Source organism: Amycolatopsis thermalba (assembly GCF_003385215.1).
In the GTDB taxonomy this organism is placed as follows: Bacteria; Actinomycetota; Actinomycetes; order Mycobacteriales; family Pseudonocardiaceae; genus Amycolatopsis_E; species Amycolatopsis_E thermalba.
Genome location: NZ_PQHW01000146.1, coordinates 1 through 14,213 on the forward strand (window position 1 = coordinate 1; position 14,213 = coordinate 14,213).

The 14,213-nt window shown below is 70.1% G+C and carries 14 protein-coding genes and 1 tRNA gene; 8 read left to right on the forward strand and 7 right to left on the reverse strand.

What is annotated here, in order from left to right:
* Positions 1-85: 85 nt before the first annotated feature.
* The 3 genes from D0D15_RS33175 to D0D15_RS33185 are packed head-to-tail and all read right to left on the reverse strand — an operon-like array spanning position 86 to position 3,127.
* Positions 86-1,717 carry a site-specific integrase gene (locus D0D15_RS33175; protein WP_205414136.1) on the reverse strand — a complete coding sequence of 544 codons (1,632 nt, stop codon included), beginning with the start codon at positions 1,715-1,717 and terminating at the stop codon, positions 86-88.
* 6 nt (positions 1,718-1,723) lie between these two features.
* On the reverse strand, positions 1,724-2,047 hold the full coding sequence (locus tag D0D15_RS33180) for a helix-turn-helix domain-containing protein (protein WP_094007703.1): 324 nt from the start codon (positions 2,045-2,047) through the stop codon (positions 1,724-1,726).
* Positions 2,048-3,127 carry a tyrosine-type recombinase/integrase gene (locus tag D0D15_RS33185; protein ID WP_233157435.1) on the reverse strand — a complete coding sequence of 360 codons (1,080 nt, stop codon included), beginning with the start codon at positions 3,125-3,127 and terminating at the stop codon, positions 2,048-2,050.
* Between the two features lie 242 nt (positions 3,128-3,369).
* Between D0D15_RS33185 and D0D15_RS33190 the strand changes: the two genes are divergently transcribed.
* The 4 genes from D0D15_RS33190 (at position 3,370) to D0D15_RS33205 (ending at position 6,945) form a co-directional block, all read left to right on the forward strand.
* Positions 3,370-4,365, forward strand: a complete 996-nt coding sequence (locus tag D0D15_RS33190; RefSeq protein ID WP_198958336.1) for a TRM11 family SAM-dependent methyltransferase — start codon at positions 3,370-3,372, stop codon at positions 4,363-4,365.
* Positions 4,366-4,442: 77 nt separating this feature from the next.
* The gene (locus D0D15_RS33195; RefSeq protein WP_233157436.1) at positions 4,443-5,264 is read left to right on the forward strand and encodes a hypothetical protein; all 822 of its coding nucleotides are present in this window, start codon (positions 4,443-4,445) and stop codon (positions 5,262-5,264) included.
* A gap of 34 nt (positions 5,265-5,298) precedes the next feature.
* The gene (locus D0D15_RS33200; RefSeq protein WP_115945019.1) at positions 5,299-5,679 is read left to right on the forward strand and encodes a helix-turn-helix domain-containing protein; all 381 of its coding nucleotides are present in this window, start codon (positions 5,299-5,301) and stop codon (positions 5,677-5,679) included.
* 450 nt (positions 5,680-6,129) lie between these two features.
* Positions 6,130-6,945 (forward strand): tyrosine-type recombinase/integrase, encoded by an 816-nt coding sequence (locus tag D0D15_RS33205; protein ID WP_158224471.1) that lies wholly within the window; start codon positions 6,130-6,132, stop codon positions 6,943-6,945.
* A 117-nt stretch (positions 6,946-7,062) separates the two neighbouring features.
* On the opposite strand, the gene D0D15_RS33210 is transcribed toward D0D15_RS33205, so the two are convergent.
* From D0D15_RS33210 to D0D15_RS33220, 3 genes are all read right to left on the reverse strand, one after another.
* Positions 7,063-7,134: transfer RNA gene (locus tag D0D15_RS33210), tRNA-Val, on the reverse strand.
* A 43-nt stretch (positions 7,135-7,177) separates the two neighbouring features.
* Entirely contained in the window at positions 7,178-8,230 is a 1,053-nt protein-coding gene (locus D0D15_RS33215; protein WP_094007706.1) for a nitronate monooxygenase, read from the reverse strand.
* A 9-nt stretch (positions 8,231-8,239) separates the two neighbouring features.
* Positions 8,240-9,016 carry a TetR/AcrR family transcriptional regulator gene (locus tag D0D15_RS33220; protein WP_094007707.1) on the reverse strand — a complete coding sequence of 259 codons (777 nt, stop codon included), beginning with the start codon at positions 9,014-9,016 and terminating at the stop codon, positions 8,240-8,242.
* Between the two features lie 63 nt (positions 9,017-9,079).
* Here D0D15_RS33220 and D0D15_RS33225 point away from each other — a divergent pair, with 63 nt between their 5' ends.
* The 3 genes from D0D15_RS33225 to D0D15_RS33235 are packed head-to-tail and all read left to right on the forward strand — an operon-like array spanning position 9,080 to position 11,223.
* Entirely contained in the window at positions 9,080-10,003 is a 924-nt protein-coding gene (locus tag D0D15_RS33225) for an ATP-binding cassette domain-containing protein (RefSeq protein WP_094007708.1), read from the forward strand.
* On the forward strand, positions 10,000-10,770 hold the full coding sequence (locus D0D15_RS33230) for an ABC transporter permease (RefSeq protein ID WP_094007709.1): 771 nt from the start codon (positions 10,000-10,002) through the stop codon (positions 10,768-10,770). The genes D0D15_RS33225 and D0D15_RS33230 overlap by 4 nt, the downstream gene beginning before the upstream one ends.
* A 9-nt stretch (positions 10,771-10,779) precedes the next feature.
* The gene (locus tag D0D15_RS33235; RefSeq protein WP_094007710.1) at positions 10,780-11,223 is read left to right on the forward strand and encodes a pyridoxamine 5'-phosphate oxidase family protein; all 444 of its coding nucleotides are present in this window, start codon (positions 10,780-10,782) and stop codon (positions 11,221-11,223) included.
* Between the two features lie 317 nt (positions 11,224-11,540).
* On the opposite strand, the gene lepA is transcribed toward D0D15_RS33235, so the two are convergent.
* Positions 11,541-13,391, reverse strand: a complete 1,851-nt coding sequence (lepA, locus tag D0D15_RS33240; RefSeq protein WP_094007711.1) for a translation elongation factor 4 — start codon at positions 13,389-13,391, stop codon at positions 11,541-11,543.
* A gap of 102 nt (positions 13,392-13,493) precedes the next feature.
* Between lepA and D0D15_RS33245 the strand changes: the two genes are divergently transcribed.
* Entirely contained in the window at positions 13,494-14,093 is a 600-nt protein-coding gene (locus D0D15_RS33245) for a class I SAM-dependent methyltransferase (RefSeq protein WP_094007712.1), read from the forward strand.
* Positions 14,094-14,213: the final 120 nt, after the last annotated feature.

Sequence of the window (14,213 nt, forward strand, 5' to 3'; positions counted from 1 at the left end):
GCGCCCGATGGACGATGCGCTGGAAACCCGTACTCAACGCCTTCGCCATCACCTTCGGTGACCGCTGGCCGGCCGCCGAAACCTACTAACCGAACCGCCAGAAACACCGATCACGGGATAGACCCCCCCGATCTTCGGGTGCGGGCCGTCCGGTTCGTGAGGAACTGGACGAGGCGTCCTCGTGAGGTTGTTCGAGGAGTTTGCGGGCGGAGGCTGTGTAGCGGACCGCGGTCTTCGCGTCGAGGTCGAACACCTCGGAAAGGTGCAGCGGGTCAGCGCCGTTGACGAGGGCCTCGTCGAGTTGCCTGTCGATGCGCAGCCGCTCCAGGGACGCGGGCAAGCCGCGCAGCGTCGTGTTGGCCCAGACGTGACTCACTGGTCCCGTGCCGATGGCGGTCATCGCGTTGATCATGAGATGGGGGTTGGCCGTGTTCGGCCAGTTCAGTTGACGGTGGTCCGACCAGGCGAGCAACGTCTGGTGGCTCAGCTCGCTGAGCGGCTGGTTCCTCCCCGCGATGGTGATGCGCCGGTTTCCCAGGTCGAGGTCGGTCAGGTGCAGGGCGCGGATCGCGCTTGGCCGGGCGGCGTGCACGGCGGCCAGGACAACGAAGACACGTGCCTGGGGTGTGGTCGCGGCGCGAACCGTGCGGGTGATCTCGTCGGCAGTGAGCGGTTGCAGGACACCAGGTTCGACTTGGCCGACCCGGATGCGGTTGGTGGGGTTGGCGAACACGACACCGTGGCGTTTGGCCCAGGAGAACAGCGACCGCAATGCCACGAGTGTGATCTGGCGCCGGATGCCGTGCAACGGGGCGATCGCGGCCACGACTTCGTTGCGGGTGATCTCACGCAGGTGGTCGTGGTGTTCCGACCACGCCAGCAGCACCGGTCGCAGCAGGTCGATGTAGCCGCGCAGGGTCCGGTGGTTGCGAGCGCGGGTGCGCGGCCCGCCGGTGGCCATCAACTGCACCCATCGGCGGGTCTCGTCACGGATTCCCGGGGCGATGTCGGTGAGTTTCGCCTCGAGCCAGCGGGCAAAGGTGGGCTGGCGATCGTCGAGCAGGATCCCCATGGTCTGCAGGATCTCGGTGGTCTGGGCGAGGCTGGAACCACGACCGGTCAGCATGGCGTGATAGCTGGAGTAGCGGATCAGTTCGCCCTCGACGTAGCGCGCCAGCAGCATGGTGAGGTTGCGGGTCAGAGTCCGCGTCAGTTGCGGGGTGAACCCCCGGGCCTCGGCCATCGTGGTGGCGAGGTGCAGCGCCCAGCGCAGCCACTCGTTGGTCGGGGGCTGCCGGTCTCGCCGGTCGACCATGCCGTAGCGGTAGGTGCGGCGCAGGTCGGGCAACAGCAGCAACTGCGGCTGCGGCAGTGCGGGCCGGGTCCTGGTTACCGGCATGGCCTCGGGTGCCTTCGTGCGAGGGCTGGCGGCGCGCTGCAGCGGCATCCCGGAGAAGCACAGCTGGTGGTGCCGCACCTGCCGGACGTAGGGCAGCAGCATCGTGTTGGGGCCGGTGGGCCGGTCCAGCTGCGCCTGTGCCCAGCAGGGCCGGCAATGGCCCTTCAACAGTGGCAGCCGGTGTCCGCAGGCGCCGCAGTTGGAGGCCTGCGGGTGGCGGGCGGCGAACTCCGAGCATGGCCTGCACGCCGTGTCGTGCCAGAGCACGCCCCAGGCGAAGCAGGTGCTGCAGCTGTCCGCGTCGCGATGTGCACGCACCGGCGATCACGCCGGGGGAAGCGAGCGACCGTCGCGCCGCCGGGGGATCACCGGTGCGGCCCCTGGCGCCGCCGCGGCCGGTGCGCTTTCCGTCTCGGCTGGTGCTGCGACCTTGTGGGGTTCGGGCAGCAGGAGTTCGCCGACCTCGCAGCCCAGAACCGCGCAGATGACGTCGAGGTCGTCGAGTTTGATCGAGGCCGGCTGGCCCGACCACAAGCCGGACATCTTCCCGGCCGAGATCACCAAGCCACGCTCGGCGAGGCTGCGTTGCAGCTCCGAGGCCTTCCAGATGCCGCGGTTGGCCGCGGCGAGTCGCAGGTTCCAGCGCATTCAGATCAGCCCTTCCAGCCGTCGCGCCGCCCGCAGCTGCCCAGCAGTCCAGGCGTCTTCGATCCGGGTCCGGTGGACATGGACGTAGCGCATCGTCGTGGCGATCCAGGAATGCCCCAGCAGTTCCTGGATCGCGATGAGGTCCATGCCGTCGTGGTAGAGCTGCGAGGCGCAGTAGTGCCGCAGCACGTGCGGGGTGAGTGTGCCCGGCCAGCTCGGCAAGTGGTCACTCGCCGCGGCGGCGAGTCCGCGCCGCAGCGCGTCATCGCCGACCCGCGAGCACGACCCGTCGCCGTTGCACCGCTCGGAGGGAAACAGCGGTGCGCCGGGGCGGGTGTGGTCGTCGTCGAAGTGTCCCCACACGTCCTCGACGTACCAGCGCAGCGTCCGATCGGCCCCGTTGATCAGCGGCACCATCCGCTCCTTCGGCCCGGAACCGCGCGACCCCTTGCCGTGGCGGACGTGGATCTTCCCGAACCGCCCGAGGTGCCACTTGATGTCGGTCAGGTCCAGCCCGCAGACCTCGTTCACGCGCAGCCCGACCTCGGCCATCAGCCGTGCCGCGGCGTAGTTGCGGGCGGTCGGCGCGTACTTGCGGCAGGTCGCCAACTCGGCCGACCAGCCGGCGAACAGTGTCGTCGTCTCGGCCGCGGTGGGCGGAATCCGCAGCTTCGCCTGCTTGGCGCCGCGCGGCCGGTTCATCTCGTCCAGCGGGCAGGCCACCACCCGGCCGGTCATGGCGTGGATCTCCACCTGATGCCGCAGCTCCAGGTAGGAGAAGTAGGTCGTGATCGCCTGCGCCCGCGCCAGTCGAGTGCCGCTGGGAACTCCGCGCAGCACCCGCCCGAAGTACGCGTCGCCATCCGTGGGCTCCATGTCCCACAACGGCTTGCCCAGCCACGCCCGCACTTGATCCAGATGCCCGACATCACCACGGATGGTGCTGTCGGCCAGACCCGCGGAGGCACGGGCAAGCACGAACCCGGCCAGCACGTCGGTCTCGAAATCAACGAGCTCCTCCGGACTCGTCGGCGCCCGCACCTCGCGCACATCGCGTACCACCGCCAGCGCCAAACCCACCGCCCTCACCTTCACACCTGCAGTAACAACCTCGACCAGATGGAGATCGGCTCATGAATCCTGAAGTTGAGTCATCGCGCCTCACGACCACCCAAACGGGAAAACACGCCCAGGCTCAGGCGAGCACATCGCCCACGCACGTCCACATCGGACGACCGAACTCGCGGGTTGTCGCACACGACCACGGCCTGCAGGCCAACGCCCGCTGACAACCGTCTCCGCCAGCCAGAAAGGCCAAGCCCGTGCCCCAGCACGACCACACCCGCGGTTCCGCCGACGAGCCAACACCGCCCATCCTCCGCGCACTCATCAGCGCACTTGACGCGACGAACGACGTCTCGGTGTGGACCACCGCGCAGTCCTCCCCCGCCACCCAGCGCAAGGGCAAGTACACGCCCGAGTCGACCCCGCATCCGGCCAAGATGCTGCCCGATGTCGTCCGCCACGCCGTCGAGCACTACACCGCGCCGGGCGAACTGGTGCTCGACCCTATGTGCGGCATCGGCACCACACTCGTCGAAGCCGTACGCCTCGGCCGCCGCGCCGTCGGCGTCGAATACGAACCCCACTGGGTCGACGTCGCCCGCGCCAACCTCGACCTCGCCCGCAAACACGGCATCGACCACGACGCGAAGGTGTTCCACGGCGACGCCCGCCAACTCCTCACCCTGCTCCCCCAGCAATACGGCGGCCAGGCCGCGCTCGTCGTCACCTCGCCCCCGTACGGGCCCTCCACCCACGGCCGCGTCGCCGTCGCGCCCGGCGAGGGCATCCAGAAGTACTGGCACCGCTACGGCAACACCCTCGACCGCGGCAACCTCTCCAACATCGGCCACCACCGACTCCTCGCCGGCTTCACCCGCATCCTCGCCGCGACACGCACCTTCCTCCGCCCCGGCGGCCACGTCGTCATCACCATCCGCCCCTGGCGCGAACACTCCGAACTCATCGACCTGCCCGCACAGATCCTCGCCTGCGGCCGGGCCGCCGGACTCATCCCCGCCGAGCGCAACGTCGCGCTGCTCGCCCGCGCCGCCGAGACCGACCTGGTGCCTCGCGGCAGCTTCTTCCAACGCGACTTCATCCGCAAACAACGCGACGCCGGACTCCCCCTGCACCTCATCGCCCACGAGGACGTCGTCGTCTTCCGCACCACGCTTCACCACACCGCTGCCCCGTCCTCCGCGACCGCTTGCTCGCCCCGCGATCGCTCCCGCAATGACGGCTGGGCGGCATGACCACTCGGCACCCACACGCCGCCGCGCCGCCCGCTTTGCGACTGCTGTCCCTCGGGGCGGGAGTGCAGAGCACGACCGTGCTCCTGCTGGCCTGCGAGGGCGCCATCCCGCGGTTTGACGTCGCTTTGTTCGCCGACACCGGATGGGAACCACGCGCCGTCTACGCCAACCTCGACCGGCTTCAAGCACACGCCGAGCGGGCAGGAATCCCGGTACGGCGCGTGTCCGCCGGCAACATCCGCACCGACGCCCTCAACCCGAATCACCGTTTCGTCTCGATGCCGCTGCACGCCCTCAACCCGGACGGTTCACGCGGGCTCGCTCGGCGCCAGTGCACCAGCGAATACAAGATCACCCCGCTCAAGAAGGCGACACGCGAGTTGCTCGGATACCCCCATCCGCGACGAGTGCCACCGGGCATCTACGCCGAGCAAGCCATCGGAATCAGCACCGAGGAAATCGGACGGGCGAAGGACTCCGGAGTGCGGTTCCTCCGCAACACCTTCCCCCTGCTCGACCTCGGCTTCGACCGGGCCCGATGCGTCGAGTTTCTCGAAGAACGAGGGTTCGGCTCGACGGTGAAGTCCGCCTGTGTCGGCTGCCCGTTCCACGGCAACGCGGGCTGGCGCTGGATCAGGGACAACGACCCCGACGGTTGGGCGGAGGCAGTCGAATTCGACCGCGCGATCCGTCACGGCTACCCCCGCGCCGCAGAGCAGGGGCAGAAACTGCGCGGGCAGTACTTCCTGCACCGCTCCTGCAAGCCACTGGACCAAGTCGACCTCGACGCACGCCCGAAGCGGCACCGGCAACCCCTCGCGGAGGACGGCGATCCGGATGGCTGCTCGCCCTGGTCGTGCCGCTCCGGCGCCGCAGTTGACCAGCCACTAGCGGCGTGACCGCTACGCAAGCTGCACAAACAGGAGGACTTGGATGAGCACGAACGAGGAGCCGAGGACCGCGCCGCCTCTTGCTGCGCCGCTGCCCACCCCGCGCAGCCGTTCCGGCGCGGATCGGTTGGCACACGGGGTTCAGTCGCCCACAGACCAGCTGAGGCCTGATTCGGCCCCGGTGTTGTACACCCCGGCCCAGGCAGCGGAACTGCTGCAAGTCCGGGAGTCGTGGCTACGTCGCCGGGCCGCTCGCCGGCAGGTGCCGTGCACCTTCCTCGGCAAGCAACTGCGCTTCTCCCGCGCCAACCTCGACCAGATCGTGACCGATGCGACCGTGCCGACGACTACCGCCCTGCGCAGGACTCCTGGCCGCGGGGCATCTACGGATCGTCAGGTCCGCCCTCGCCGCCGGACCAATTGACGTGCACACATTCTTTTGACCCCTGAACACATTTGGGTTGATTTTCTCCGTCAATGGAGCGTGGATATGGCAGTGCCGAATTTCCGGCGCGGTCATATCCAGTCCTTCAGGAAGAGAACAACAATGGCATGGGTAGAAAAACGCCAAGGCGGGTTCCGTGTCCGCTACCGGCTCAATGACGGAACCATCTTCACGGAGACTGGGTTCGCCACCCAGGAGTAAGCGGACAACCGCGCGAACGATGTGGAGTCCGACCAGCGGCGGCGCCGGTTCACCGACCCCCGCCTGGCGCAAACCACGATCGACGAGTGGATCCGCGCGTGGTGCGATGCCCACCACGCCGCGGAAGTTACATTGGCTACCTACGACTCGCACATCCGTAACCACATCTTGCCACGATGGTCTGGGACGGCTCTCGGCGATATCGCACGGATCGAGGTGAAGGGGTGGGTGAACAAGAAACTCCGCCCGAACCTGGCCGACAAAACCGTCCAGGACATTCTCGTGTTGTTCTCCATGATCCTGGGCGAAGCCGTGGACGAGGGTCTGATTGGCGCGAACCCGTGCCGGAAACTGCGCATCAGCTTCGAGGACCGTCCCGAACGGCCCCACGCCAGCAGCGACGAAGTCGACGCACTCGCGGGAAGGATGACGCCCGATGCCGGGCTCATGACCATCACCGACGCCTACACCGGCATGCGCTGGGGCGAGCTGGCCGGGCTGCAGTGGATCCGCACCTACCTCGACGAAGACTCACGCATCGAGATCGACCCCAACTTCGGCGCCCTGCACGAGGTCCGGGGACGGCTCGAACTCGGACCGCCGAAGACCCCCGCCAGCGTCCGCACCATCCACCTGCCGCCCTTCCTGGCCGGCCTGCTGCGGGACCACCGGGAGCGCAACCCCGACACGCGGTTCGTCTTCACCGGCGCCAACGGCGGCCTCCACCGCCGGTCCAACTTCCGCCGCCGCATCTGGCTACCCGCCTTGGCCGGCGACAAGGACCGCGGCTGGGCGCCACTCAATCAGGGGATGCACTTCCATGACCTACGTCACACACACGAGACGTGGTTGATCGAAGACGGCGTGCCGCGCATCCTCCGGCTGGTACGCCTGGGACACAAGCGCAAGGACACCGACGACCTCTACTCCCACGTGACTGACGTCATGGTCGAGTCGATGCTGGCCGCTCTGCAGCGACGCTGGGAGCTGGACGGCGGATGGACCTGGGACGAACACGCAGGTCAGGAGGCGGATGCGGCGTGACCTCTTCGGATTCGCGGAAGTGGTCAGGACGCCCTGCTCCCCATCTGCTCCCCGCAAACGCCGACAGCCTGCCGACGATGGTCGTCGACAGGCCGTCTGAACAGCTAAAATAACCAGTGGGCGATACTGGGATCGAACCAGTGACCTCTTCGGTGTGAACGAAGCGCTCTCCCCCTGAGCTAATCGCCCGGTGTGCCGAAATCCTAGCGGATCCCGGCCGGCCCGCGTGCACCTACCCCAGCCGTCGTGTCACGCGGTCCCGCGCCGCCGTCGCCTCGGCCAGCAGGCGGGCCACGATCTCCGCCGCCGGGCCCTCCGGCGCGACCGAGTACGTCTGCCCGCCCCACAGGTTCACGCCCTCCGGGTCGCCGGCGGCGTGCGCGGCCGCCCGCACCGGCTTGGTCAGGTGGTGCACCTGCGGGTACGCCGACGGCGCGTACGGCGAGTGCTCGGTCAGGAACCGGTTCACCAGGCCCCGTGCCGGACGGCCGCTGAAGGCCCGCGTGATCGCCGTGACCCGTCCGCCCTCGGCCAGCGCCTTGCGGTGCGCGAGCTGCGTCCCGGCCTCGTCGGCGCGCAGGAAGGCGGTGCCCAGCTGCGCCGCGTCGGCCCCGGCGGCCAGCACGGCGGCCACGTCCGCACCGTGCACGATCCCGCCAGCCGCGATCAGCGGCAGGTCCACCGCGGTCCCGACCAGCCGCAGCAGCGCGAGCAGCCCGTAGACCTCTCCCCCGGCCGGGTGCTCCGGGTCGTCGACGAACAAGCCGCGGTGCGCGCCCGCCTCGAACCCCTGCACGCACAGCGCGTCCGCGCCGATCTCGGCCGCCCGCACGGCCTCCTCGGGGGTGGTGACCGTCACGATCACCCGCGAGCCGGCCTCGTGCAGCCGTGCCACGTCCTCAGTGGACGGCAGCCCGAACGTGAACGACACGAACGGGATTCCCCGCGCCACCACGAGATCGACCTTCGCCGGGTAGTCGTCGTCCTCCCAGCGCGGGTCGCCGGGCTCGACCTCGTAGTGCCGCGCCTCCTCCGCGATCCGCCGGACGTAGGGCGACAACTCCACATCGGACTCCCGCCCCGGCACGAACAGGTTGACCCCGAACGGCCGGTCCGTCAGCTCCCGCGTCTTGGTGATCCGCTCGCCGAGCGCGTCCGCGGTCAGGTATCCGGCGGCGAGGAAGCCCGAACCGCCCGCCTCGGCGACCGCGGCGACGAGTTCGGGTGTGGTGGGGCCGCCGGCCATCGGCGCCACGAGGACGGGGACACGCAGCTCTTCGAACATGCCCCCACTCTAGGTTTCCCGGCGGCGCGCGTACGCCTCGAGACCGTCCAGCAGGCGCTGCACCCCGAACTCGAGATCGGGCAGCACGCTGGTGTCCGCACCCGGCTCCGGGTCGAACGTGCCGTCCGCGACGGTGGACGCCAGCGTGGGGAACCGGACCGGGTCCACGAACCTCCGCAGCGCCGCCGCGAAGTCGGCGTCGGCCTCCTGCGTCGTTACGCCCGCCTCCCGCTGCGCCTCGCTCATGTCGAGCCCGAGGCGCGCCAGCTCGCGCACGGCGCCGTCCAGGAAGGTCATCGCGGCGATCATCTCGCCCCCGGTGAGCCCGAGTCCCGACATCGCCCGCAGTCCGGCCTCCAGCCAGGCGAGCTGCCGTGGCCCGGAAGGCGGCCCGTGCAACGGGATCCGCAGTATCCACGGGTGCCGCTCCAGCAACGCCCACACCGCGCGGACCCACGCCACGACGTCGGCGCGCCAGTCCTGGCCCGCGGGCACCGGCGGTGCGTCCTCGGCGGCGTAGTCCATCATCAGCTCGACCAGCTGGTCCTTGCCGGACACGTACCGGTACAGCGACATCGTCGTCTTGCCCACGGCCGCGGCGACGCGCTGCATCGACACCGCGTCGATGCCCTCCTTGTCGGCGAGGTCGATCGCCGCACGCACGATCTTGTCCACGCTCAGCGCGGGCTTGGGGCCCCGCGCGGGCCGTCCGCCGCCGCCCCACAGCAGTTCGAGCGTCCGCCCGTGGTCTGACGTCATCGCCGTCCTCTCGTCCTTGACGACCATCCTAGAACTGTGTATCACTTACACCAATAAGTGTGCGAGATACACAATTACTGGGAGGGTGTCGTGATCGAGGTCAGCGGCCTGCGGAAGGCCTTCGGGGGAAGAGAGGTGCTCGGCGGTGTCGACCTCGCCGTCGAGCGGGGCAGCGTCGTCGCCCTGCTGGGACCCAACGGCGCGGGCAAGAGCACCACGGTGCGGATCCTGACCACGCTGCTCGCCCCGGACGCCGGGACGGTCCGCGTCGGCGGGTTCGACGTCGTGCGGCAGGCGCGCGAGGTGCGGCGGCTGATCGGCGTGACCGGGCAGCAGACCGCGGTGGACCGCATGCTGACCGGCTACGAGAACCTGGTCATGATGGGCCGCCTGTTCCGGCTCGGCACCGCGGCCGCCCGCCGCCGCGCCGACGAGCTGCTGGCCCGGTTCGACCTGACCGGCGCCGCGGGACGGCCGGTCAAGACCTACTCCGGCGGTATGGAACGGCGGCTGGACCTGGCGATCAGCATGATCACCGCGCCGCCGGTGCTCTTCCTCGACGAACCCACGACCGGTCTCGACCCGCGCAGCCGGGCCGGCGTGTGGGACACCGTGCGGGACCTGCTGGCCGGCGGGGTGACGGTCCTGCTCACCACGCAGTACCTGGAGGAGGCCGACGAGCTGGCCGGGCGCGTCGCGGTGATCGACGGCGGCCGCGTCGTCGCCGAGGGCACGCCGGCCTCGCTCAAGCAGCGCATCGGCAGCGAGCGGCTGGACCTCACGTTCGCCACCCGGGAGGCCCTCGAGGTCGCCCGGCTCGCGCTCGGCGGCACGCCCGCCGGGGAGGGCCTCGCGCTCAGCGTGCCGGTCGACGGCGCCCGGGACGTGCGCGAGGTCCTGGACCGCCTGCACCAGGCGGAGGCGGAGATCGCCGACCTCGCCCTGACCCGCCCGACCCTCGACGACGTCTTCCTGTCCCTCACCGGCGAGCCCGCGATCGGAGCCCTGCGATGACCGCCCTGTACTGGACCGCGAACAACTCGTCCGTCCTCATCGGACGGTCCATCCGGCACATCTTCCGCAACCCCGACCAGGCGATGACGGCGATCTTCCTGCCGGTCGCGATCATGCTGATGTTCCGGTACGTGTTCGGCGGCGCGATCGACGTCGGCGGCACCGCCTACATCGACTACGTGCTCGCCGGGATCATCGCCATCAGCGTCACCTTCAACTCCACCTCCACCACCGTCGGGGTGGCCGACGACCTGGAACGCGGCGTGGTGGAGCGGTTCCGCACGATGCCGATGTCCAGTACGGCCGTGCTGACCGGGCACGTCGTGGGGGCGCTCGCGCGGAACGTGGTCTCGCTCGCGATCATGATCGGCGTCGGCCTGCTGATCGGGTTCTCCCCGGCGGCCGGCGTCGGTGGCTGGCTGGCCGCGCTGGGCATCCTGCTGGTGTTCACGCTGGCGGTCTCGTGGGTCGCGGCGATCCTCGGCCTGCTCGCGGGCAGCGTGGAAAGCGCCGCCGGGCTCGGCATGGTCCTGGTGTTCGTGCCGTACCTGAGCAGCGCGTTCGTGCCGCCGAGCACGATGCCGGGCGGGCTGCGCGCGTTCGTGGAGAACCAGCCGGTCACGCCGGTGGTGGACAGCGTCCGGAACCTGCTGCTGGGCGCCCCGGTCGGCGACTCGGCGTGGCTGGCGCTGGTGTGGTGGGGCGGGATCACGCTGGTCGCGGTGCCGGTCGCCGGTGCGCTGTTCCGGCGGCGCGCCCGGCGCTAGCTTGCTCCCATGACGAATCTCGACGCCGTCCGCTCGCTCGCCGCCCAGGAAACCGGCCTGGCCACCGTCGCGGTCGCGCGGGCGGACGGAACGGTGCACGCTTCGGTGGTCAACGCCGGTGTCCTCGACGATCCGGTGTCCGGCCGCCCGGCGGTCGCGTTCGTGGCGCGGGGCGGGGCGAAGAAGCTGGAGCTGCTGCGCGCCCGCGGCAACGCGACCATCGTGTTCCGGCGCGGCTGGACGTGGGCGGCGGTGCAGGGCCCGGTCCGGCTGATCGGCCCGGACCACCCGGACCCCGGCTTCGACCCGGTGGGCCTGCCCCGGCTGCTGCGCGACATCTTCACCGCGGCCGGCGGCACCCACGACGACTGGGACACCTACGACCGCGTGATGGCGCAGGAGCGCCGGTGCGCGGTGTTCGTCGAGGCGGCCCGGATCACCGGCACCGCATGATTTCTCGTTCACGTGACGCGCGCGTTAACGGACATTCACGCACCGGCGCGACATCCGGTTTCGAGAGCAAGACCCGCCGCTGGACCAAGCGCGGTGTCGCGCTCGGCCTGCTCACCGCGCCGACGCTGGCCTGCTGGGCGGGCAGGCTTCGGCCGCCGAGCTGACCCCGGTCGCCGAGTACCTGGACGCGACGATCGCGAGCACCTCGGCGTCGCTCGTCGAGGCGCTGGCGGTGCTGCTGGGCGTGTCCTGACGCGAGAACCACGACGGCCCGCGCTCCCGGGAACGGGATCGCGGGCCGTCGGCGTCGTCCGGCGCTACTTCTTCTTGCCCTTGTCGCCGGAAGGCTCGTCGGTGGACAGCGCGGCGACGAAAGCCTCCTGCGGAACCTCGACCCGGCCGATGTTCTTCATCCGCTTCTTGCCTTCCTTCTGCTTCTCCAGCAGCTTGCGCTTCCGCGAGATGTCACCGCCGTAGCACTTGGACAGCACGTCCTTGCGGATCGCGCGGATCGTCTCGCGCGCGATGATCCGCGACCCCACCGCGGCCTGGATCGGCACCTCGAACTGCTGCCGCGGGATCAGCTCGCGCAGCCGGCCCGCCATCTTGTTGCCGTAGCCGTAGGCGGCGTCCTTGTGCACGATCGCGGAGAACGCGTCGACCGGCTCGCCCTGCAGCAGGATGTCGACCTTCACCAGGTCGGCGACCTGCGTGCCGGCCTCCTCGTAGTCCAGCGACGCGTACCCGCGGGTGCGGGACTTCAGCGAGTCGAAGAAGTCGAAGATGATCTCGGCGAGCGGCAGGTTGTAGCGCAGCTCGACGCGGTCCTCCGACAGGTAGTCCATGCCGAGCAGGTTGCCGCGCTTGCTCTGGCACAGCTCCATGATCGCGCCGATGAACTCCGACGGGGCGATCACGGTGACCTTCGACAGCGGCTCGTGCACCTCGGCGATCTTCACGCCGGTGGGCCAGTCGGACGGGTTGGTCACCATCACCTCGGTGCCGTCGTCCTGCACCACGCGGTACTCCACGTTGGGCGCGGTGGCGATCAGGTCCAGGCCGAACTCGCGCTCCAGGCGGTCGCGGGTGATCTCCAGGTGCAGCAGGCCGAGGAAGCCGCACCGGAACCCGAAGCCGAGCGCGACCGAGGTCTCCGGCTCATACGTCAGGGCCGCGTCGTTGAGCTGCAGCTTCTCCAGCGCCTCGCGCAGCTCCGGGTAGTCCGAGCCGTCGACCGGGTAGAGGCCGGAGAACACCATCGGCTTGGGGTCGCGGTAGCCGGCCAGCGGCTCGGTGGCGCCCTTGCGCTCCGAGGTGACGGTGTCCCCGACCCGGGACTGGCGGACGTCCTTCACGCCGGTGATCAGGTAGCCCACCTCGCCGACGCCGAGGCCCGCGCTGGGCTTCGGCTCGGGCGAGATGATGCCGACCTCGAGCAGCTCGTGGGTGGCGCCGGTGGACATCATCCGGATCCGCTCGCGCGGGGTGATCTTGCCGTCCACGACGCGGATGTAGGTGACGACGCCGCGGTAGGTGTCGTAGACCGAGTCGAAGATCATCGCGCGGGCGGGGGCGTCCGCCTGTCCCACCGGCGGCGGCACCTGCCGGACGACCTCGTCCAGCAGGTCGGACACGCCCATGCCGGTCTTCGCCGAGACGCGCAGCACCTCGGACGGGTCGCAGCCGATGATGTGCGCCAGCTCGGCGGCGTACTTGTCGGGGTCGGCCGCGGGGAGGTCGATCTTGTTCAGGACCGGGATGATGTGCAGGTCCTTCTCCAGCGCCAGGTACAGGTTGGCCAGGGTCTGGGCCTCGATGCCCTGGGCCGCGTCGACCAGCAGGATCGCGCCCTCGCACGCCTCCAGTGCCCGGGAGACCTCGTAGGTGAAGTCCACGTGGCCGGGGGTGTCGATGAGGTGCAGGACGTGGTCGCGGCCCTCGACCTGCCAGGGCAGGCGGACGTTCTGGGCCTTGATCGTGATGCCGCGCTCGCGTTCGATGTCCATCCGGTCGAGGTACTGCGCGCGCATGGCCCGCTCCTCGACCACGCCGGTGAGCTGCAGCATCCGGTCGGCCAGGGTGGACTTGCCGTGGTCGATGTGCGCGATGATGCAGAAGTTCCGGATCTGCTCCGGCGGCGTGAAGGTCTGGTCGGCGAACGTGCTCACTCGGGTCCTCGGCTCGTCGTGGGGTACGACTCCATGTTCCCATGCCCGATTTCCGGGTCATCCCCGATGCCGGTGAGCGGTGGCGAGTGCTGACCTGGAGGTATGAGCACAACCTTCGAGCAGATCCTCGACCGGGCCTTCGGTCACCCCCGTGGCGTGCTGGGCCGCATCGGCGGAACCGTGATGGCCCACGCCAACGGCGCGACGGAATCGCACGTGGTCGACGTGGCGAGGCTCACCCCGGACGAGACGGTGCTGGTGGTCGGGCCCGGTCCCGGCGTCGGGCTGCGGCTGGCCGGCCGGATCGCCGCCGTCGCGCACGGGGTCGATCCGTCGCCGGAGATGCTGGCGCTGGCCCAGGCCCGCTGCGCGGCGGAGATCGCGGCCGGCCGCGTCCGGCTGACGCGTGGTTCGGCGGAGCGGACGGGCCTGGCCGCGGCCTCCGTGGACGTCGCGATGAGCGTCAACAACGTCGACCTGTGGGACGACCGGCGCGCGGGGTTGCGGGAGTTGCTGCGGGTGTTGAGCCCGGGCGGCCGGCTGATCCTGTCCGCGCACGAGAAGTCGCTGACGGTGCCGCGGCACGCGCTGGCGGCGGAACTGGTGGACGCGGGGTTCACCGACCTGCAGACGTGGGTGTGGCAACCCCCGGGCGTCACGGCCCCGCTGGCGGCCCAGTTCCGCGCCCGGCGCCCGGACTGACCGGCTTCGCGGGTACACGGCGCCGCCGCTCCCGCCCCGGGCCGCGACGGATTCGCGCCTCGCGCGCAGCCACTCCCGCCCCGGACCGGCGGCAGCACGAGCCCCCACAGCGCTACCCGC

Bases quoted from the DNA above. Each gene is read 5' to 3' on its own strand.
- D0D15_RS33200 (WP_115945019.1), top strand. From the start codon at position 5,299: ATGAGCACGAACGAGGAGCCGAGGACCGCGCCGCCTCTTGCTGCGCCG.
- D0D15_RS33215 (WP_094007706.1), bottom strand. From the start codon at position 8,230: ATGTTCGAAGAGCTGCGTGTCCCCGTCCTCGTGGCGCCGATGGCCGGC.
- D0D15_RS33230 (WP_094007709.1), top strand. From the start codon at position 10,000: ATGACCGCCCTGTACTGGACCGCGAACAACTCGTCCGTCCTCATCGGA.
- D0D15_RS33245 (WP_094007712.1), top strand. From the start codon at position 13,494: ATGAGCACAACCTTCGAGCAGATCCTCGACCGGGCCTTCGGTCACCCC.
- D0D15_RS33180 (WP_094007703.1), bottom strand. From the start codon at position 2,047: ATGCGCTGGAACCTGCGACTCGCCGCGGCCAACCGCGGCATCTGGAAG.
- D0D15_RS33220 (WP_094007707.1), bottom strand. From the start codon at position 9,016: ATGGTCGTCAAGGACGAGAGGACGGCGATGACGTCAGACCACGGGCGG.
- D0D15_RS33235 (WP_094007710.1), top strand. From the start codon at position 10,780: ATGACGAATCTCGACGCCGTCCGCTCGCTCGCCGCCCAGGAAACCGGC.